The sequence below is a fragment of the Streptomyces sp. NBC_00122 genome, assembly GCF_045160845.1.
GTDB lineage: Bacteria > Actinomycetota > Actinomycetes > Streptomycetales > Streptomycetaceae > Streptomyces.
In genome coordinates, this window is record NZ_CP108191.1 from 5809443 (window position 1) to 5827905 (window position 18463).

The following is an 18463-nucleotide window of genomic DNA, read 5'->3' on the forward strand; positions in this document are numbered from 1 at the left end:
CGGCCCGAGCACGCGCACACCCGGGCGCCGCCGCCGACGGAACACGTCGGCGGCGGCGCTCTCGCGTGACGGGCGTGACGCGCGTCTCCCGGGGCTCGGGGCAGGGGGCTGTCCGGACCGGCCCGATCACGAGATATCTTGATGTCGAGCAATGTTGCAGACGAGAGACGCAGACTGTGGAGCGGAGCATCCGGTGACTGACTCGACCATCATCTACACGCACACTGACGAGGCCCCGGCCCTCGCGACGTATTCGTTCCTGCCTGTGATCCAGGCATACGCGTCGACGGCCGGTGTGAATGTCGAGACCCGTGACATCTCCCTGGCCGGTCGGATCATCGCCAGCTTCCCGGAGTACCTCCAGGAGAGCCAGCGGATCGCCGACGCCCTGGCCGAGCTCGGCCAGCTGGCGAAGACGCCGGAAGCGAACATCATCAAGCTGCCCAACGTCTCGGCCTCGATCCCGCAGCTCAAGGCCGCGGTCGCCGAGCTCCAGGGCCAGGGCTACGCCCTCCCGGACTACCCGGACGACCCGAAGTCCGACGAGGACCGCGACGTCCGCGCCCGCTACGACAAGATCAAGGGCAGCGCCGTCAACCCGGTCCTGCGCGAGGGCAACTCCGACCGCCGCGCCCCCGGCTCGGTCAAGAACTACGCCAAGACGCACCCGCACCGCATGGGCGCCTGGACCCCCGAGTCGAAGACGAACGTCGCCACCATGGGCGAGAACGACTTCCGCTCCACAGAGAAGTCCGCGGTCATCGCCGAGGCCGGCACCCTGCGCATCGAGCACGTGGCCGCCGACGGCGCCACCACCGTGCTGCGCGAGTCCGTACCGGTCCTCGCCGGTGAGGTCGTGGACGCGTCCGTCCTGCACGTCGACGCGCTGCGCACCTTCCTCAACGACCAGATCGAGCGTGCCAAGGCCGAGGGCGTGCTGTTCTCCGTGCACCTCAAGGCCACGATGATGAAGGTGTCCGACCCGATCATCTTCGGCCACGTGGTCCGCGCCTTCCTCCCGAAGACCTTCGCCCGCTACGGCGAGACCCTCGCCGCCGCCGGCCTGTCGCCCAACGACGGCCTCGGCGCCGTCCTGAACGGCCTGGGCGCGCTGCCCGACGGCGACGCGATCAAGGCCTCCATCGACGCCGAGATCGCCGAGGGCCCGGCCCTCGCGATGGTCGACTCCGACAAGGGCATCACCAACCTGCACGTGCCGTCCGACGTCATCGTCGACGCCTCCATGCCGGCCATGATCCGCACCTCCGGCCACATGTGGGGCCCCGACGGCAACGAGGCCGACACCCTCGCCGTCCTCCCGGACAGCAGCTACGCCGGTGTCTACCAGGTCGTCGTCGACGACTGCCGCGCCAACGGCGCCTTCGACCCCTCCACCATGGGCTCGGTGCCGAACGTCGGCCTCATGGCCCAGAAGGCCGAGGAGTACGGCAGCCACGACAAGACCTTCGAGATCGCGACCGCGGGCACCGTCCGCGTCGTCGACGCCGCGGGCAACACGGTCCTGGAGCAGGAGGTCGCCGCCGGTGACATCTTCCGCGCCTGCCAGACCAAGGACCTGCCGATCCAGGACTGGGTCAAGCTCGCCGTCACCCGCGCCCGCGCCACCGGCAGCCCGGCCGTCTTCTGGCTGGACGAGGGCCGCGCGCACGACGCGCAGCTGATCGCCAAGGTCAAGACGTACCTGGCCGACCACGACACCGAGGGCCTGGACATCAAGATCCTCTCCCCGGTCGAGGCCACCGCCTTCTCCCTGGAGCGCATCCGCCGCGGCGAGGACGCCATCTCGGTGACCGGCAACGTGCTGCGTGACTACCTGACCGACCTGTTCCCGATCCTGGAGCTGGGCACCAGCGCCAAGATGCTGTCGGTCGTCCCGCTGATGAACGGCGGCGGCCTCTTCGAGACGGGCGCCGGCGGCTCCGCCCCGAAGCACGTCCAGCAGCTGGTCAAGGAGAACTACCTGCGCTGGGACTCGCTCGGCGAGTTCTTCGCGCTCGCGGCCAGTTTCGAGCACCTCGCCACCACCACCGGCAACGCCCGCGCCCAGGTGCTGGCCGACACCCTGGACCGCGCGACCGGCACCTTCCTCAATGAGGACAAGTCGCCGAGCCGCAAGCTGGGCGGCATCGACAACCGCGGCAGCCACTTCTACCTCGCCGCGTACTGGGCGCAGGAGCTGGCCAAGCAGACCGACGACGCCGAGCTGGCCACGGCCTTCGAGCCGCTCGCCAAGACGCTGTCGGAGCAGGAGGAGACCATCGTCGCCGAGCTCATCGCGGTGCAGGGCTCCCCGGCGGAGATCGGCGGCTACTACCAGCCCGACGCCGCCAAGGCCGCGGCGATCATGCGCCCGTCCGCGACCTTCAACCAGGCGCTGGCCCTCCTCGGCTGACACCTGAGTCGTACGCGTGACGTCTCCGCCCCGGCCGGCCTCGTGCCCGGCCGGGGCGGACCCGTCTCCGTACCCGGCCGCGATCCCCCGCCGGCCATGCGAGAACATCCCGGGACTCGGTGGCCGAGGGGCGGGCCCTGCGCTAGCGTTCGCTGGTCGGTGACCTTCGGGGGGTTCTGTGGCACGTGGTTCCAACTCGTCCTGCGGCGGCATCGGTTGCGCTGCGATCCTGCTCCTGACGTTCGTCCTGCCCACGCTCGGGTACCTGCTCTCGCTTCCGCTGACCCTGCCCGACCTGATGGCGGCGCAGACGCCGCCGCAGCAGCTGCACGGCTTCGTCCCGTACCTGGTCACCTACGCCATCCCGGTCGTGGTGGCGCTCGGCCTGGCACTGTTCGCCGGCCGGCGCCGTGCCTTCGTGTGGTGGCTGGTCCTGGCGCGGGCCGCGGCCCTGCTGGCGCTGGTCGCCCCGGCCCTGTGGTGGACCGAGAGCAAGGTCGGCGACCAGCCCCTGTGGAACGTCCGGGCGACGGCCGAGAGTCTGGCCGCCGGGCTGGTCGCGGCCGCCTTCGTCGCCGCGGTCCGCTGGTGGGACCGCTCCCGCGGCGGCACGCTCGCGCCGAAGGGCACCCAGCGGCCGGGCACCCAGCGGCCGGCTCCGGGCGAGGTCTGGCTGGCGATGGTGCCGCTCCGCGAGGATCCCGCGCGGCAACTGCGGCACTACTGCGTGGTGCTGGCCGCCCACGCCGACCACGCGGAGGTCGCCCAGATCACCAGCCGGGACAAGGACGGGCGGTCCGACCACATCCGGATGCCGAACGACGGCTGGGACAAGGTCTCCGGCCGGCCCCACTGGGTGGAGATCGGCCGGCCGCCGCGCCAGGTCGACTACCGGCTGTTCCTCAAGACCCGGCCCCAGGGGCACTGTCCGGCCCCGGTGTGGCGCCAGCTCAGCCGGTGACCGGGCCGACGTCAGAGCCGGTGGACCCGTTCCTGCTCGAAGGCCAGCGGAGACCGCCCGGACGCGAGGATCCGCAGTCCGGGGGCCACCGCGAGCAGACGGCGCAGCCAGGCCAGTGCTTCGGGGCCGAGCTGTTCGGTGCCGTCCAGGACGAGCAGCATGTCCCGTTCGGCCAGCCACGAGGCGGTGTCCGCCGTCCCGCACGGCAGGAAGCGCATGCCGCGTACGCAGCCCAGTTCGGCCGTCAGCTCGCGGACTCCGTAGCCGCCCCGGAGCGGGTCCAGGGCGATGACGGCCACCCCGTCGTAGAAGTTCGACGCGAGCCGCCGGGCGATCTCCCGTACGAGCAGGCTCCGCGGCCCGCGTAAACCTCCCGTCACCGTCACTACGCGCCCCCTGCGGACGGTGGTGAGCAGCCGGGACATCTCGGTGGACGTCGCGGGCAGTGTCGTTGCGGGCGAACCGGATTCCCTCATCGGCACGATGCCCCCCATTGCATGCGTGACCAAGCGCGGCAAAAGGGTTGTTTCAAGCCGCATGACGATGATTATCCGCCGCCTGCGCCATGAGGCCAGGGGAATGTCACATTCCGGAGAGAACGGGCCGCCGCGGCGCCCCGACGAGCTCGGCGGCCCGCCGAGCACAGCGACCCGCATCCGGCGTAGTTCCCGTCGGCCCTGTGACGTACGTGTCCGGGCGCGCGCACCCCGAACGGTTGTCGGGCAGCCGGTAATGGGCTCTACTGCTGTGCAGCCACCCACCGGGGGCATACGCACGGGGGAGGGGCCAGGATGAGCGCGGACCGGCGATCCGACGGGCGGGCCGCCCGTCGCGGTCCGCACCGGCACCGGCGCCGATCCGGCTTCCGGGGCCGCAGGCCGCTGCTCGCCCTGCTGATCTCCGCCTTCCTCCTGGTCGGGGTCTGCGCGGCCACCGGGATCGCCTGGGACCCCTTCAACGGGGCCTCACCTCAGGCCGGTTCGGCCCCCGCCATCGGCATCCCGTCGCCCACCGGGCCCGGCAGCGCCGCGCCCGGCGCCTCCGACCCGGCCACCCCGCAGCCGGCCGACAGCCCGCCGCCCACCAAGGGCGCGGCCGCCAAGGGCAACCCCAAGGGCGCGGTGGACACCGGGGCCGCCCGCCCCTCCGGCGCCCTGCCCTTCGACCTGCCCCAGCCGGCCGCCCTGCGCTCCGGCGCGGCGGGCGGGAAGCTGGTGTTCGCCCATTACTTCACCCCGTACCCCCTCTCCCTCGACAACGCGAGCGCGGACGGCGACTACTACACCCGCAACTACCTGAACCCGGGCGGCGAGAGCGGCAAGCACGAGAAGTACGGCGGCCTGCTGCGCGACCGGCCGCTGCCCACCCCGCCCAAGGCCGGCGACTGGGAGTACGCCAACCTCCAGCAGGAGGTACGCACCGCCCGCGCGGCGGGCATCGACGGGTTCACCCTCGACATGCTCTCCCTCTCCGGCAAGAACTGGGACCGCTCCAACCTCCTGATGGCGGCGGCCCGTTCGGTGGACCCGGCATTCAAGATCATGCTGATGCCGGACATGACCTCGCTGAACACCGACGACCCGGGCGTGCTCGCCGACGCGATCGCCACCCTCGGCGGCGCCCCCGCCGCCCACCGGCTCCCCGACGGCCGGCTCGTCGTCTCCCCCTTCAAAGCGGAGGCGAAGAGCGCGGCCTGGTGGACCCAGGTCATGGAGATCCTGAAGACCAGGCACGGCGTCCGCACCGCCTTCGTCCCGCTCTTCCTCGACTTCGGGGCCCACAACGGCGCCTTCGCCCCGATCAGTTACGGCTTCTCCGAGTGGGGCAGCCGCAGTTACGTCGGCCAGGAGAGCAGCACCCGCGACGTCCGCCGGGCGCACGACCTGGGCAAGATCTGGATGCAGCCCGTCTCCGTCCAGGACGCCCGCCCCAACCAGGGCATCTACGACGAGGCCGGCAACACCGCGACCCTGCGCTCCACCTGGACGCACGCCATCGAGGACGGCGCCGACTGGGTGCAGCTCACCACCTGGAACGACTACTCGGAAGGCAGCCAGTTCGCGCCCTCCCTGCACAACGGCCACGCCTACCTGGACCTGACCTCGTACTACCTCACCAAGTTCAAGACGGGCAGCTGGCCGAAGATCGTCCGGGACACGCTGTACCTCACCGCCCGCACCCAGTTCGCGAGCGTCGACCCGACGGGCGGCCAGTCGCTGCTGATGGCGCCGCGCAAGGGCAGCGCGGCGCCCCGGGACACCGTGGAGGTGCTCAGCTTCCTCGCCGAGCCGGCGGTCGTCCGTACGGCCGTCGGATCCGCGAAGGACACCCACGAGGCACCCGCGGGGATCCACTCGCAACTGCTCCCGCTGAAGCCCGGCACGGCCTCGGCCGAGGTGGTGCGGGACGGCAGGGGCGGCGCGGACGTGGAGCTGCCGTACCCGGTGGACCGCACGGTGGAGGTCCAGGACCTCCAGTACTACGCGGCGACCAGCGGACGGGAACAGTAGCGGAGCGCGGCGGCCACCGGCAGGCCACTCCGTCCGGATTGGCCTTGTGGGCTCGGCCGCCGCCCTTGCATGATCCGGAAGCAGGCCAGCCGCACCCGTCACCCGGAGGTACCCGTGACCGAGCACGCCACCCCGACCGCCTTTCCCGGAGGCTCCGCCCTGTTCCGGCTGGACCCGGGCGTCGCGCACCTCAACCACGGCTCCTACGGGGCGGTACCCCTCCCCGTCCAGGAGGTCCAGGAGGTGCTGCGTGCCGAGGCCCACGCCGACCCCGACGCCTTCTTCTACGCCGTCTCCGACCGGCTGGCCGGGGCCCGCGGCCGGATCGCGGCCCGCCTCGGGACGGACCCCGAAGGCCTCGCCTTCATCTCCAACGCCACCGAGGGCGCCAACATCGCGCTCGACGCCGTCCCGCTCGAAGACGGCGACGAGATCCTGGTCACCGACCACGGCTACGGCACCGTGACCGCCGCGGCCGCCCGCCGCGCGCCCGTCACCACGGTGGCCCTGGACCCGCACCTGCCCGACGAGGACGCCGTACGCGAGGCCGTGCTGGCGGCGCTCACGCCCCGCACGAAGGTGGCCCTCCTCGACCACGTCAGCTCGCCGACCGCCCGCCTCGTGGCCGGACCGCGGCTCCTCGCGGACCTCGCCGCGCGCGGGATCGTCACCGTCGTCGACGGCGCCCACACCCCCGGCGCGCTGGCCGAGCCGGTCGCCGGGGCCGACTTCTGGTTCGGGAACCTGCACAAGTGGGGCTACGCCCCTTCCGGCAGCGCGCTCCTCGCCGTCGCCCCCGCCCACCGGGACCGCGTCAGGGCCCTGGTGCCCTCCTGGGAGGACCACCGCGGCTTCCCCCGCTCGGTCGACTACCGGGCCACCGCCGACTACACCGGTTGGCTGGCCGCCCCGGAGGGCCTCGACCTGCTCGACCGCCTCGGCGCCGACAAGGTACGGGCCCACAACAGCGCGCTCGCCGCCTACGGTGCGGACCTGCTCGCCCGGATCCCCGGGTTCACCGCCCTCCCGCACACCCCGGTCCTGCCGATGCGCTCCCTGCTGCTGCCGCCCGGCGTCGCCGAGACCCAGGACGCCGCCCGGGCCATGCGCGAGGAACTCGCGGCGAAGCTCCGTATCCGGGTCCTGGTCTGGCCCCGGCCGGGCGGCGGCGGCCTGCGCGTGTGCGGGCAGGTGTACAACCACCCCGAGGAGTACGAACGCCTCGCCGCGGCCCTGCCCGCGTTCCTGGCGTAAAGGACGCTGGGCAGGGAGGCTCAGCCGCGCCTGAGCAGGTACGTGTCCATGATCCAGCCCTTGCGGGCGCGGGCCTCGGTGCGCAGCTCCTCGATGCGCCCGGCGACGTCCGCGAGCCTGCCCTGCACCAGGATCTCGTCAGGGGTGCCGACGTAGGCCCCCCAGTAGATGAAGAGGTCCTGGTCCAGGTGGGCGGTGAAGGCGTGCCGGGCGTCCAGCATCACCACCACGTCGTCCACGTCCTGCGGCCAGCCCTCGGCCAGCCGCCGCCCGGTGGTGATCTGGACCGGGCGGCCCACCCGGTTCAGGTTGGTCCGGTGCCGCGCCAGCAGCGCCGAGACGCTGCTGATGCCGGGTACCACCTCGTGCTCGAAGGCCACCCGGCCCCGCTCCAGCACCTCGTCGAGGATGGCGAGGGTGGAGTCGTACAGCGAGGGATCGCCCCACACCAGGAACGCCCCGGTCTCGCCGTCCGCCAGATCCTCCGCGATGAACCGCTCGAAGAGCTCGGCCCGCGCGCTGCGCCAGCCGTCCACCGTCGGGGTGTAGTCGGCGGGGGTCCGGTCCCGGTCCGGGTCCCGGCCCTCCACCAGCCGGTGGCCGGGGCGGGCGTGCTCGTCGAGCATCGCGCGCCGCAGCCCGGTCAGATCCGCCTTCTCCTCGCCCTTCTCCAGGATGAGGAACGCGTCCGCCGCGCCGATCGCCTTGACGGCCTGGAGGGTCAGGTGGTCCGGGTCGCCCGCGCCTATGCCGATCACTGAGAACTTCTTCACGGCGCTATTGTGCCCGTCATGCGCGTCGCCCTGTTCGTCACCTGCGTCAACGACGCGCTGTACCCGCGGACCGGCATCGCCGTCGTGCGGCTCCTGGAGCGGCTCGGCGTCACCGTGGACTTCCCGGCGGCCCAGAGCTGCTGCGGGCAGCCGCAGTACAACACCGGCTACCGGTACGAGACCGAACCGCTGATGCGGCGTACGGCCGAGGCCTTCGCGGGCTACCAGTACGTGGTCACCCCCTCCGGGTCCTGCGCCGCGATGATCCGCGAGCACTACCCGCGCATCGGCCGCAAGGCGGCGGGGGAGGGGCGCGGCACCGCACTCGCGGAGGCGGCGCGGTCGCTGTCACCCCGCGTGTACGAACTGACCGAGTTCCTGGTCGACGTCCTCGGCGTGACCGACGTGGGCGCGTACTTCCCGCACACCGTCACCTATCACCCCTCTTGTCACGGTCTACGGGGACTCGGGCTCGGGGACCGGCCGCGACGGCTGCTCGCCGCGGTCAAGGGCCTGCAGCTGATCGAGCTGCCCGGCGCCGAGGAGTGCTGCGGCTTCGGCGGGACCTTCGCGGTCAAGAACCCCGACGTGTCGGCCGCGATGGGCGCCGACAAAACCGCGGCCGCCCGGGCCACGGGCGCGGAGGTGCTGTGCGGCGCCGACAACTCATGCCTGGCCCACCTCGACGGCCTGCTGCGCCGGGCCGGAGCCCCGCTGCGCGCCCTGCACCTCGCCGAGATCCTGGCCGCCACGGAGGAGGAACCGCTGCGATGACGGGTGTCCATCTCGGCATGCCCGCGTTTCCCGACGCGGCCCGCGAGGCCGTACGGGACGACGTACTGCGCGCCAATCTGCGCCGCGCCACGCACACCATCCGCGACAAACGGGCCCGGGCGGTCGCCGAGCTGGCGGACTGGGACCGGCTGCGCGCGGCCGGCAAGGCCGTCAAGGACCACACGCTGCGCCATCTCGACCGCTACCTCGTCCAGTTGGAGCAGGCGGTGACGGCGGCCGGCGGGACCGTCCACTGGGCGGCCGACGCCGAGGAGGCGAACCGGATCGTCACCGGCCTGATCCGGGAGACGGGCGAGCGGGAAGTGGTCAAGGTCAAGTCCATGGCCACCCAGGAGATCGGCCTCAACGAGGCGCTGGAGGCCGCCGGGATCACCGCGTACGAGACCGACCTCGCCGAACTCATCGTCCAGCTCGGCCACGACCGGCCCTCGCACATCCTGGTCCCGGCCATCCACCGCAACCGCGCCGAGATCCGCGACACCTTCCGTGCCGAGATGGGCCGCCTGGGCCGGCCGGCGCCCGAGCCGCTCGGCGACGACCCCCGGGAGCTCGCCGAGGCGGCGCGCCTGCACCTGCGCGAGAAGTTCCTTCGGGCCAAGGTCGCCGTCTCCGGCGCCAACTTCATGGTCGCCGAGACCGGGACGATGGTCGTCTTCGAGTCGGAGGGCAACGGCCGGATGTGCCTGACCCTGCCCGAGACCCTGATCTCGGTGGTGGGCGTGGAGAAGGTGGTCCCGACCTTCCGCGACCTGGAGATCTTCCTCCAGACGCTGCCGCGCTCCTCGACGGCCGAGCGGATGAACCCGTACACGACGATGTGGACGGGAACGACGGACGGCGACGGGCCCCGTGCCTTCCACCTCGTCCTCCTCGACAACGGCCGCACCGACACCCTCGCCGACGAGGTGGGCCGCCAGGCCCTGCGCTGCATCCGCTGTTCCGCCTGCCTGAATGTCTGCCCCGTCTACGAACGCGCCGGCGGCCACGCCTACGGCTCCGTCTACCCCGGCCCCATCGGCGCCATCCTCAGCCCCCAACTGCGCGGCACCGGCAGTGAGATCGACGCCTCGCTGCCCTTCGCGTCGACGCTCTGCGGAGCCTGCTACGAGGTGTGCCCCGTCGCCATCGACATCCCCGAGGTCCTCGTCCACCTGCGCGAACGGGTGGCCCAGGGCGGACCGGTGACCCGGGACGGCATCCGCGTCACGGTCCGCCCCGCGCACGGCCGCACCGCCGAACGGGCCGCCATGCGCGCCGCCCGGCTCCTCCTGGACCACCCGGGAGCGCTCAGGGCGGGCGAGCGCCTGCTGGCCCGGGCCCGCCGGCTGCGCCCGCGCCGGCTGCCGGGGCCGGGGCGGGCCTGGACCGGCACCCGCGAACTGCCCGACATCCCGGCGGAGTCCTTCCGCGACTGGTGGACCCGAGAACGGGGGACCCCGCAGTGACGAGCAAGGACCGCATCCTGGCCCGCATCCGCCGGGCCGTGCCGGGCGGCCCCGAGGTGGGCATCCCCCGGGACTACCTCCGCGCGCACGGCGCCCGCACCCCGGCCGAGAGCGCCGACCTGCTCGCCGCCAACCTGGCCGAGTACCGCGCGACGGTCCACCGCACCGGCGAGGACGACCTCCCCATGCTGCTGATGCGGCTTCTGGCCGTGCGCGGTTCCCGGACGGTCCTCGTGCCGCCCGCGCTGCCCCCGCACTGGCTCGCCGCGGCCGACCCGACCCGCATCCACGACCGCGCCGGGTCCACCCCGTACCAACTGGACGAGGTCGACAGCGTGGTCACCGGCTGCGCCCTGGCCATCGCCGAAACGGGAACGATCGTCCTCGACGGCGGACCCGAACAGGGGCGCCGGCGCATCACCCTGATCCCCGACCACCACATCTGCGTCGTCCGCGTACCGGAACAGCTGGTGGACTCCGTGCCGCAGGCCCTCGAACGCCTCGACCCCGTCCGCCCGCTGACCTGGATCTCCGGACCCTCCGCCACCAGCGACATCGAACTGGACCGGGTGGAGGGCGTGCACGGCCCCCGCACCCTGGAGGTGATCCTCCTCGGCGCACAATGAGGTCATGCCCACCCACATCGCCCTCACCGCCCTCGTGGTCCACGACTACGACGAGGCCATCGACTTCTACACGCGCGCCCTCGGCTTCGACCTCGCCGAGGACACCGAGCGCCCGGACGGCTCCCGCTGGGTCGTCGTCCGCCCGCCCGGCGCCAAGGAGACCGCGCTGCTGCTGGCCCGCGCCAAGGACGAGGCCCAGCGCTCCCGGGTGGGCGACCAGACGGGCGGCCGGGTCGGCTTCTTCCTCTACACCGACGACTTCGCCCGCGACCACGCCCGGATGGCCGCCGAGGGAGTCCGCTTCCTGGAGGAGCCGCGCCACGAGGCGTACGGCTCCGTCGTCGTCTTCGAGGACCTCTACGGCAACCGCTGGGACCTACTCCAGCCCGCCCGCTAGCCGCGGCGCCTCCCGCGCGGCATCGACGGCCGGGCCGCCGTCCGCGACCCGGCCGGCCAGCTCCCGGGCCCAGCGCACCAGGCCCGCCACGTCGACCCCGTACGGCCCCCCGTCCAGCCCCTCGATCCCGGCGGCCCCGCGGCGCAGCAGCCGCGCCCCGCCGACCGGGTTCCCGCGCGCGGCGTGCGTCAGCCCGACCGCGAGCTGCGCGAGCCCCCGCCAGAGCGGGGCCGCGGCCCCGGGCCCGGACTTCCAGGCGTCCTCGAACACCTCGTGCGCGTGGAACGGCATCCCGGCGTCCAGCAGCCGCTGCGCCTCCCGGACGGTCTGGGCGGGGGAGCGCACCACCCCCTCGGGCTGCCGCTCCACCCCGGGCACCCCGTAGGGCAGCGGCCGCCCCAACCCGTCCCTGGGCCGAGCGCTGCGCGCCCGCCCTTCGGCATCCCGATCTCGTGTGTTCACCGCCCCATCCTCTCCCCCCTCGATTACCGGTGCATGCACACCCGTCTGCGTGGGGTAATGTTCTGCATGTGCCGCCGAGCAGGGGGAAACCCCAGGTCGAGAGCACATCGGGACGTGGCGCAGCTTGGTAGCGCACTTGACTGGGGGTCAAGGGGTCGCAGGTTCAAATCCTGTCGTCCCGACCATGCTTTTAGCAGGTCGGAGGCCGTTCTCTCATTGATGAGAGGACGGCCTTCCGTGCGTCCGGAGCCATGGTGGTCGCAGCCGCGCCGTACGGCCCGTCCCGTGGCTGGCCTTCTCGGCAGACGGGCCCGGCGAACGGTTCGTCAGGATCGCCGCGGGCTCGCGGCATTGTCCGTGCGCGATGGCGACCCGGGGCGGGATGGCGACCCAGCCGCGGCTCGATCGGGTCTTCGGCGTGGTGGCGGTAGGTGAGGAAGCGGGCGGCTTCCGCCGCCGTCCAGATCCGTCGCTCCGGCGGCGGCCGTTTCCGGCGGTACAGGCGCCAGCAGATCCCTGACCTGTCGAAAGCCGTGTATCGAGGTCGGCTGACCGGTGTTGGTCCGCACGCGTCCGGATCTTGGTCTCGAGCATGTACGGCAGAAGGATGAGCTTCCGCAAGCATCGCAGATTCCAGGTCTCAGAGCGCAATCACCTAGTAGATGCCGATGGATTCTGCTGCTACGGTACGCAGCTGCCGCCCGCCGCATCGGGCTGCACCCTGCGGAGATCCGAGGAGATGGATCCCATGAACCGTGCCTTCCACCACCGTCGTCGCCCCCTGGGCCGGGCTCTCGTCCTCATGGCCGGAGCCGCCCTCGCCGTGACCGTCCCGTTCGCCGCGTACGCCAATTCCGTCGGCGTCACGGTCCGCACCCCCGGAGCCACCGCCGGCCCCGCCGCCACCTTCGCCGAGATCACCACCGATGCCGCCTGCTCCAGCGGCCTGATATCCGGCGGCGGCATCAGCCAGGCCATCGGCACCGGCAGCTCCTCCAACGGCAACAAGATCAACGGCACCGTGCCCAGCCCCGACGGCAGCACCGAGTACCTCGGCTCCACCGGGGTCGTCGGCACCGACGTCACCCACTGGCTCGGCATCGGCGGCAGCGGCGGAGCGGTCAACGCCTCGTTCTCCAGCACCCCGTACGCCATGTGCTTCAGCAGCAGCCTCGTCAACCACACCCAGGTGGTGATGAACAAGCTCGCCGGTCCCACGACCAGCGGCACCGTCGGCCTCGTCACCGCGACCTGCCCGGCGAACACCCGCCTGATCGGCGGCGGCGCCCGCATCACCCCCGCGAGCGTCGGCAGCCTCAAGCCCATCGCGAGCTTCCCCACCTTCAACGACTCCGCCCACGGCTTCGGGCAGAAGGCCGCGGCCAACGGTGAGACGAACGCCGACTCCTGGAGCGCGGTCGGCTGGAACGGCGGAGGCGGCAACAGCAACAACACCACCTATGCCTACGCCATCTGCAGCGGGAACAACATCAACGTCAGCGGAGCCACGGTCACCGTCCGGCACACCTCCGTGAGTGGTCCCACCGCCGCCACCGCCGGGCAGACGGCCACCGTCGGATGCGGTCAGGGCGACGGCAAGCTGGTCAGCGGAGGCGCCGCAATCAGCGGCGGCAGCCTCACCACCACCAACTTCACGGGCCCGGGCTCCGTCGGCGACCACCTCAACGGGAGCTACCCGAGCACCTCCGGCGGCAGCCCCGTCGGCGACGGAACCACCACGGCCGCGTACTGGACCGCCGACGCCCACACCGGCGGCGGCAGCTCCCCGAGCACCTACACGGACGCGTGGGCGCTGTGCGCCGACGACGGCGTCTGATCCGGTTCGGCCCTCCCTTCCCCCAACACGGCAGAAGAACTGACAGATGAACACATCCCGCCCCGTGCGGACCCCTGCCCTTGTGCTGGCCGGCGCCACCGTTCTCGTCGCCGCCGCGCTCTACCCACCCGTCGCGACGGCCGCCGCGGCCGAACCCGTCTGCGGGACGACAGGTACGGCCACCACCGACAGCGGAGCCGGATGCGCCTGGACCGCGCCCGGCACCGACACCTTCACCGTCCCGGCCGGAGTCAGCTCCGTGACCGTGGACCTGTTCGGGGCCGAGGGCGGCAGCGCCGCCGGATACGTCGCCCCCAACCCGTCCAACACCGGGGCCCCCGGCGGTCTCGGGGGCCACACCCGCGCCACCCTGGCCGTCACCCCGGGCCAGGTCCTCCAGTTCACCGTCGGCGCCGCCGGGATACCCGGCAGCTCCCGGCACGGCGAGTACGCCCGGCCCGGTGGCTACGGCCACGGAGCGGGCGGCGGCGGCGCGCACGGCGGCGGCGGCTCCGGCGGCGGGGCCTCCGACCTGCGGACCGGCGCGTTCGGCCCGGCCGACCGAATCCTGGTCGCCGGCGGGGGCGGCGGCGCCGGCAACGGCGGGCCGCAGCTGCGCGGAGGCGACGGCGGCGGCCTGACCGGCGGGCCCGGTGGCCAGGCCGCCGGCCCCCAGGGTTCCGGAATCGCCGGCGGCGGCGCGAGCCAGACCGCCCACGGCACCGGCAGCCCCAACTCCCAGCTCGGCGGCCCCGGCATCGCGGGCGGCGACACCGACCCCAACACCGGCCTGCCCAACCCGGGCAGCGGCGGCCCCGGCGGCAACGGCGGGCGCGGTGGCAACGGCGGCGGGGGTGGTGGCGGCGGCTGGTTCGGCGGCGGCGGAGGGTCCGGCGGCGGCAACCCCGACAACCTCCCCGGAGCCGGGGGAGGCGGCGGCAGCGGCTACGCCGCGCCCACCGCCACCGCGGCGAGCCTGACCTCCGGCGACAACCGGGGCAACGGCCGGGCGGCCATCTCCTGGCGGTACGACACCACCCTCACCCTCACCACAGACGGCACCGACCTGCTGTACGGGCACTCCGCAACCCTCACCGCGGAGGTCACCTCGCCCGCTGGTGGTGCCCCGGCCGGCAGCGTCGCCTTCCTCGATGGTGACGAGCCGCTCGGAACCCTGACGCTGACGGACGGACGGGCGGTCTTCCACACCCCCGTCCTGCGCCCGGGCAGCCACTCGATCACCGCCCGGTACGAGGGCGCCGCGCTGTACACCCCCAGCAGCAGCCCCGAACCGGTAGTGGTCACCGTCGGGTTCAGCCGTCCCTGCCTGACCGGATCTCAAGAGGGTCCGCTGACGGTGGTCGCGGGAGAGTCCCTCTGCCTCGGTGCGGGAGCCCGGCAGTCCGGTCCGGTACGGATCGAGCCCGGTGGCGCCCTGGCCGCTTCGGGCGCGTCGTTCAACGGGAGGTTCTCCGCCGAGGGGGCCCTCGCGCTGTCGCTCTGCGGTGTGCGCATCGACGGCGCCGTGACCGTGCGCGAGACCGTCGGCCCGGTCATTCTGTGCGAAGGCGGTTCGGTCACCGGTCCGGTCACCCTCGAGTCCAACGCCAGCGGGACCACCCTGTCCGGCACGACCATCACCGGACCCTTGAGGTGCGAGGGCAACAGGCCGGCCCCGGAGCTGCCGGGCGTCATCGTGCAGGGTCCCCGCTTCGGCCAGTGCCGTTGATCCCGATGGGCAGGCTGCGGTGACCACCGGCGTGGTCCGGGGACGTGGATCCCCGGACCACGCCGGCCGGTTCGGTACTTCCGCTCCGCTCCATGCCCGAGTGGGCGGCCCGAGGCGGTGGATCATCCAAACGCCTCGCGGTTCGGATCCGCAACCCGCAAGGGCCTACTCGGTTGGCGCATGCGATGCGCCTGCGCAAGGGCGCGGACAGCGTGCCTTAGTGTCGGAGAAAGCCCAGGCCGCAGCAGGGTCTGCGGTTCGGAACGATTCTTTTGTGAGGCGTTTTCCATGAGCCTGAGCATCCGCAACCAGATCCCCGGCACGGTTACGGCTGTCGCCACCGGTGAAGCGATGGCCACGGTGCGGGTACGTCTGGCAGGCGGTCAGGACATCACCGCCGCGATCACCGCCGACGCCGTCAAGGACCTCGGCCTCGCCGAGGGCTCCGAGGTGAAGGCGCTCGTGAAGGCCACCGAAGTCGCGCTCGCCACCGCCCCGGTGGAGAACATCTCGATCCGCAACCAGATCGCGGGCACCGTCACGGAGGTCGCGACCGGCGGCGCCATGGGCTCCGTCAAGGTCACCGTCGAGGGCGGTGAGCTGACCTCCGCCATCACCAAGGACGCCGTCGACGCGCTCGGTCTGGCCGCCGGGAGTGCCGTGGTCGCGCTGATCAAGTCCACCGAGATCTCGCTCGCCGGCGCCTGATCAACCTCCACGGGCCGTTCGTACGACGACGAGCGGCCCGTGCTCACACAGCGCTGCCGCGATCGAGGGCGAGCCACACCCGGTCGCGGGTCACCGGCAGCTCGGTGAAGCGGATTCCGGTGGCACCGCACGCGTTGGCGAAGGCCGGGGCGACCGGCTTGAAAGGGCTCTCGCTCATCGACTTGGCGCCGAGCGGCTCGATGGCGTCGGAGGTCTCCATGAAGTGGACCTCCGTACGGGGGACATCGGCGTGCTGCGGGAGCCGGTACCGCCGGAAGGCGGCGGTCGTGACCTCGCCGCGCCCGTCGACCCGTACGTTCTCGAAGAGCGTGGCCCCGAGTGCCTGGCCACGCCGCCCTCGGCCTGGCCCCGGCACTGCATGGGGCTCATGACCTTGCCCGCGTCGGCGGCGTGCACGCTGCGCAGGATGCGGATCTCGCCCGTGCCGGGGTCGACGGCGACCCGGAACCACTGGGCGTTGAAGGCGACCGAGCGCGGGGAGCCGCCCCAGTGGCCGTCGGCCGCCAGTTCCTCCGCGGTGCCCCTGGCGTGCGCCGCCTCGTACAGCTCCTTCAGGGGGACTGCGCGGCCCGCGCAGTCGAAGGCCTCGGCGCCGAGCACGCACAGGTGCCGGGCGACGCCGGTGTGGCGGGCGGCGAGGGTCTTCAGCCGCTCGGCCAGGGACGTGGCCGCGAGGAGAACGGCCTTGCCCGCGACGACCGTGCCGGCCGAGCCGAAGGCGCCCGTGTCGTGGCGGACGACGTCCGTGTCCGACTGCCGGATGCGGATGCGGTCCTCCGTCGTGTTCAGGGCGCCGGCCGTGATCTGCTGGTGGACGGTGCCGTTGCCGAACTCGGCGGTCCATGTGCCTACGGGTGCCCGGTGGGCCGCACGGCCCGGTCAGTGAACGTGCCGGAGGTCGAGGAGGCGCGGCTCGGCCGGGGCCGGGCGGGCGTCGATGTGGAGGCGGGTGAGGGCGCTGACGTAGCGCGCTCCGCAGCGGTCCGTCGGCACGACGAGCTGACTGCCCTCGGCGTCGAGGTCCCGCCCGTCCATGCGGGTGGCCAGCAGGATGGGGGCGTCGCCGAAGTCCTCGTCGACCTCTGCCCAGGCGAGCACGCTGTGGTGGCCGTCGCCGCCTTCGGCGGTGAGCAGGAAGCGTGAGCGGTCCTTGCGGCGGCGAGGGTCGAACGCGGGCTCGGCCGCGGAGATGACCTCGCGAAGCAGCGGGCCTTCGAAGCTGTGGCGCTGAGGTCCGGCGGTCGCGCAGTCGAACACCACCTGCGCCTGATGCTGCGGCCATCGGGTCCGCAAGTGCTCGACGGTGAGAGCGATGGGCCGCCGGACTTCGCCGGTGATGAGGAGCGCCGGAGCGGCCGGTGACGAGATCGCGGGCACGCCGGTGAGCGGCGAGGTGTCGGTCCCGTGCATGGCTGCCTCCAGTGCGGGTGGGCGGGTGCCTCCCCCTTCATGCCCACGTGACGCTAAGTGGAATCTCATTTCCGAAGAAAATCCGATGAAGATCTCGCATATGAGAGCAGTAGGGCCAGGATCGTGGAGCAGGAGCGTCGCGAGGTCCTGTGTCGGAGAGGGGCTCCGGCGGCGGAACGTCCGACCGTCGCACCCGGGGATCTGGTCGGGGCTGCGAGAGCCGGGAACCGCACCGCTTCCCGGCTAGCGTCTGGTTGCCCGGCGGGGCCGGCCTTTTCGGCGCGCGAAAGCGCCGGGCGACATCAGTCCGCGGGCCGCTCCGCGGACGGTCTCACGCACTACGCACCATGGCCGGGAGAACGCCGTGTCCGTACCGTCGGCGATCGACCACACCGCCAAGAAGCACAACCCGCAGCTCGCGTACTGGATGGTCCAGGCCGCCGACCTCGCCTACAAGGACGAGGCCACCATCGATGCCAAAGCCCGCGACTGGGGGGGGCGTCGCGCTCGCCTCCTGGTCCACCCGGGAGGCGGCTTCTCGGCCTTCGACGCTAGCAGGGGGCAGGCCTTGGTGTGGGGCGGGACCCGCCCCGGCTGCACAGGACGTGCGGGGGAGAGGATGCGAGGCTGGAGTGAGGGGCCCGCGAGTGGAGGTCCGTGGATCCGGCCCGCCGGGACCAGGACCGCGCGACCAACCCGGAAGGCAGGTGCGACCCATGCACACGTCGACCCGTATCGCCGGTGTCCTCACCGGCCTGACCCTCACCCTCGGCGGCGCGGTCCTCGCCGCCCCCGCCGTCCGGGCGGACATCCCCGCCTGCACACAGATGGCCGCACAGGCCGGTGCCACCGCCTCCGACTCCGTCACAGCGGCCTGCAGCCGTGGCGTGGTCGGAGACTTGCAGAGTTGTGTGGCCGGGCTGACCGAGGCCGGAGTGGCGGGCGGCGCCGCGAACGGCGCCTGCCGGGCGGCGGCCGCCGAACCGCGTTAGAGGACCGCGCGCGGCAGCCGGCCGCCCGCTGCTCACCGACGCGCACGCGGCGTACCGATGCGGCCGGTCGAGCGCGGTGGCGTCATGCCTCTCCGGGGCCGGGCAGTCCCTGCCCGGGCGCGGCGCCCGG

16 protein-coding genes, 1 tRNA gene and 1 pseudogene are annotated in these 18463 nt (G+C 72.8%); 13 read left to right on the top strand and 5 right to left on the bottom strand.

The window, feature by feature from the left end:
* Positions 1 to 193: 193 nt before the first annotated feature.
* The gene (locus OG737_RS26840; RefSeq protein WP_328928766.1) at positions 194 to 2413 is read left to right on the top strand and encodes an NADP-dependent isocitrate dehydrogenase; all 2220 of its coding nucleotides are present in this window, start codon (positions 194 to 196) and stop codon (positions 2411 to 2413) included.
* Positions 2414 to 2591: 178 nt separating this feature from the next.
* Entirely contained in the window at positions 2592 to 3374 is a 783-nt protein-coding gene (locus OG737_RS26845; protein ID WP_405922084.1) for a hypothetical protein, read from the top strand.
* A gap of 11 nt (positions 3375 to 3385) precedes the next feature.
* On the opposite strand, the gene OG737_RS26850 is transcribed toward OG737_RS26845, so the two are convergent.
* Positions 3386 to 3856: a hypothetical protein gene (locus OG737_RS26850; RefSeq protein WP_328928768.1), complete on the bottom strand. Its 471-nt coding sequence runs from the start codon at positions 3854 to 3856 to the stop codon at positions 3386 to 3388.
* Between the two features lie 309 nt (positions 3857 to 4165).
* Between OG737_RS26850 and OG737_RS26855 the strand changes: the two genes are divergently transcribed.
* Together OG737_RS26855 and OG737_RS26860 are read left to right on the top strand one after the other, a co-directional pair.
* The gene (locus tag OG737_RS26855) at positions 4166 to 5884 is read left to right on the top strand and encodes an endo-1,3-alpha-glucanase family glycosylhydrolase (RefSeq protein ID WP_405922085.1); all 1719 of its coding nucleotides are present in this window, start codon (positions 4166 to 4168) and stop codon (positions 5882 to 5884) included.
* A gap of 114 nt (positions 5885 to 5998) precedes the next feature.
* A complete protein-coding gene (locus OG737_RS26860) occupies positions 5999 to 7138 on the top strand; it encodes an aminotransferase class V-fold PLP-dependent enzyme (RefSeq protein WP_328928770.1) in 1140 nt (379 codons plus the stop codon).
* 20 nt (positions 7139 to 7158) lie between these two features.
* Here OG737_RS26860 and cobF read toward each other — a convergent pair whose 3' ends face one another.
* Positions 7159 to 7911 (bottom strand): precorrin-6A synthase (deacetylating), encoded by a 753-nt coding sequence (gene cobF, locus OG737_RS26865; RefSeq protein ID WP_328928771.1) that lies wholly within the window; start codon positions 7909 to 7911, stop codon positions 7159 to 7161.
* An 18-nt stretch (positions 7912 to 7929) separates the two neighbouring features.
* Between cobF and OG737_RS26870 the strand changes: the two genes are divergently transcribed.
* From OG737_RS26870 to OG737_RS26885, 4 genes are read left to right on the top strand one after another with little or no spacing between them, the layout of a single operon-like run.
* Positions 7930 to 8685 (top strand): (Fe-S)-binding protein, encoded by a 756-nt coding sequence (locus tag OG737_RS26870; protein ID WP_328928772.1) that lies wholly within the window; start codon positions 7930 to 7932, stop codon positions 8683 to 8685.
* Complete coding sequence (locus OG737_RS26875; protein ID WP_328928773.1) at positions 8682 to 10151, top strand: lactate utilization protein B; 1470 nt, start codon at positions 8682 to 8684, stop codon at positions 10149 to 10151. The genes OG737_RS26870 and OG737_RS26875 overlap by 4 nt, the downstream gene beginning before the upstream one ends.
* Positions 10148 to 10777, top strand: a complete 630-nt coding sequence (locus OG737_RS26880) for an LUD domain-containing protein (RefSeq protein WP_328928774.1) — start codon at positions 10148 to 10150, stop codon at positions 10775 to 10777. The genes OG737_RS26875 and OG737_RS26880 overlap by 4 nt, the downstream gene beginning before the upstream one ends.
* Positions 10778 to 10781: 4 nt before the next feature.
* The gene (locus tag OG737_RS26885) at positions 10782 to 11174 is read left to right on the top strand and encodes a VOC family protein (RefSeq protein WP_328928775.1); all 393 of its coding nucleotides are present in this window, start codon (positions 10782 to 10784) and stop codon (positions 11172 to 11174) included.
* Here the strand turns inward: OG737_RS26885 and OG737_RS26890 are convergent.
* Positions 11154 to 11636 (bottom strand): DUF309 domain-containing protein, encoded by a 483-nt coding sequence (locus tag OG737_RS26890; protein WP_328928776.1) that lies wholly within the window; start codon positions 11634 to 11636, stop codon positions 11154 to 11156. The genes OG737_RS26885 and OG737_RS26890 overlap by 21 nt on opposite strands.
* Before the next feature lie 108 nt (positions 11637 to 11744).
* Here OG737_RS26890 and OG737_RS26895 point away from each other — a divergent pair.
* The 4 genes from OG737_RS26895 (at position 11745) to OG737_RS26910 (ending at position 15910) form a co-directional block, all read left to right on the top strand.
* Positions 11745 to 11821: transfer RNA gene (locus tag OG737_RS26895), tRNA-Pro, on the top strand.
* A 563-nt stretch (positions 11822 to 12384) separates the two neighbouring features.
* Positions 12385 to 13473: a hypothetical protein gene (locus tag OG737_RS26900; RefSeq protein WP_405677509.1), complete on the top strand. Its 1089-nt coding sequence runs from the start codon at positions 12385 to 12387 to the stop codon at positions 13471 to 13473.
* A gap of 46 nt (positions 13474 to 13519) precedes the next feature.
* Positions 13520 to 15202 carry an Ig-like domain-containing protein gene (locus OG737_RS26905; protein ID WP_405677507.1) on the top strand — a complete coding sequence of 561 codons (1683 nt, stop codon included), beginning with the start codon at positions 13520 to 13522 and terminating at the stop codon, positions 15200 to 15202.
* A 288-nt stretch (positions 15203 to 15490) separates the two neighbouring features.
* Positions 15491 to 15910: a TOBE domain-containing protein gene (locus tag OG737_RS26910; protein WP_328928792.1), complete on the top strand. Its 420-nt coding sequence runs from the start codon at positions 15491 to 15493 to the stop codon at positions 15908 to 15910.
* 43 nt (positions 15911 to 15953) lie between these two features.
* On the opposite strand, the pseudogene OG737_RS26915 reads toward OG737_RS26910, so the two are convergent.
* Positions 15954 to 16783, bottom strand: a pseudogene (locus OG737_RS26915) (xanthine dehydrogenase family protein molybdopterin-binding subunit); the annotation flags it as partial.
* A 27-nt stretch (positions 16784 to 16810) separates the two neighbouring features.
* Positions 16811 to 17341 carry a molybdopterin-dependent oxidoreductase gene (locus OG737_RS26920; protein WP_328928793.1) on the bottom strand — a complete coding sequence of 177 codons (531 nt, stop codon included), beginning with the start codon at positions 17339 to 17341 and terminating at the stop codon, positions 16811 to 16813.
* Between the two features lie 716 nt (positions 17342 to 18057).
* Here OG737_RS26920 and OG737_RS26925 point away from each other — a divergent pair.
* A complete protein-coding gene (locus OG737_RS26925; protein ID WP_328928794.1) occupies positions 18058 to 18333 on the top strand; it encodes a hypothetical protein in 276 nt (91 codons plus the stop codon).
* Positions 18334 to 18463 lie beyond the last annotated feature (130 nt).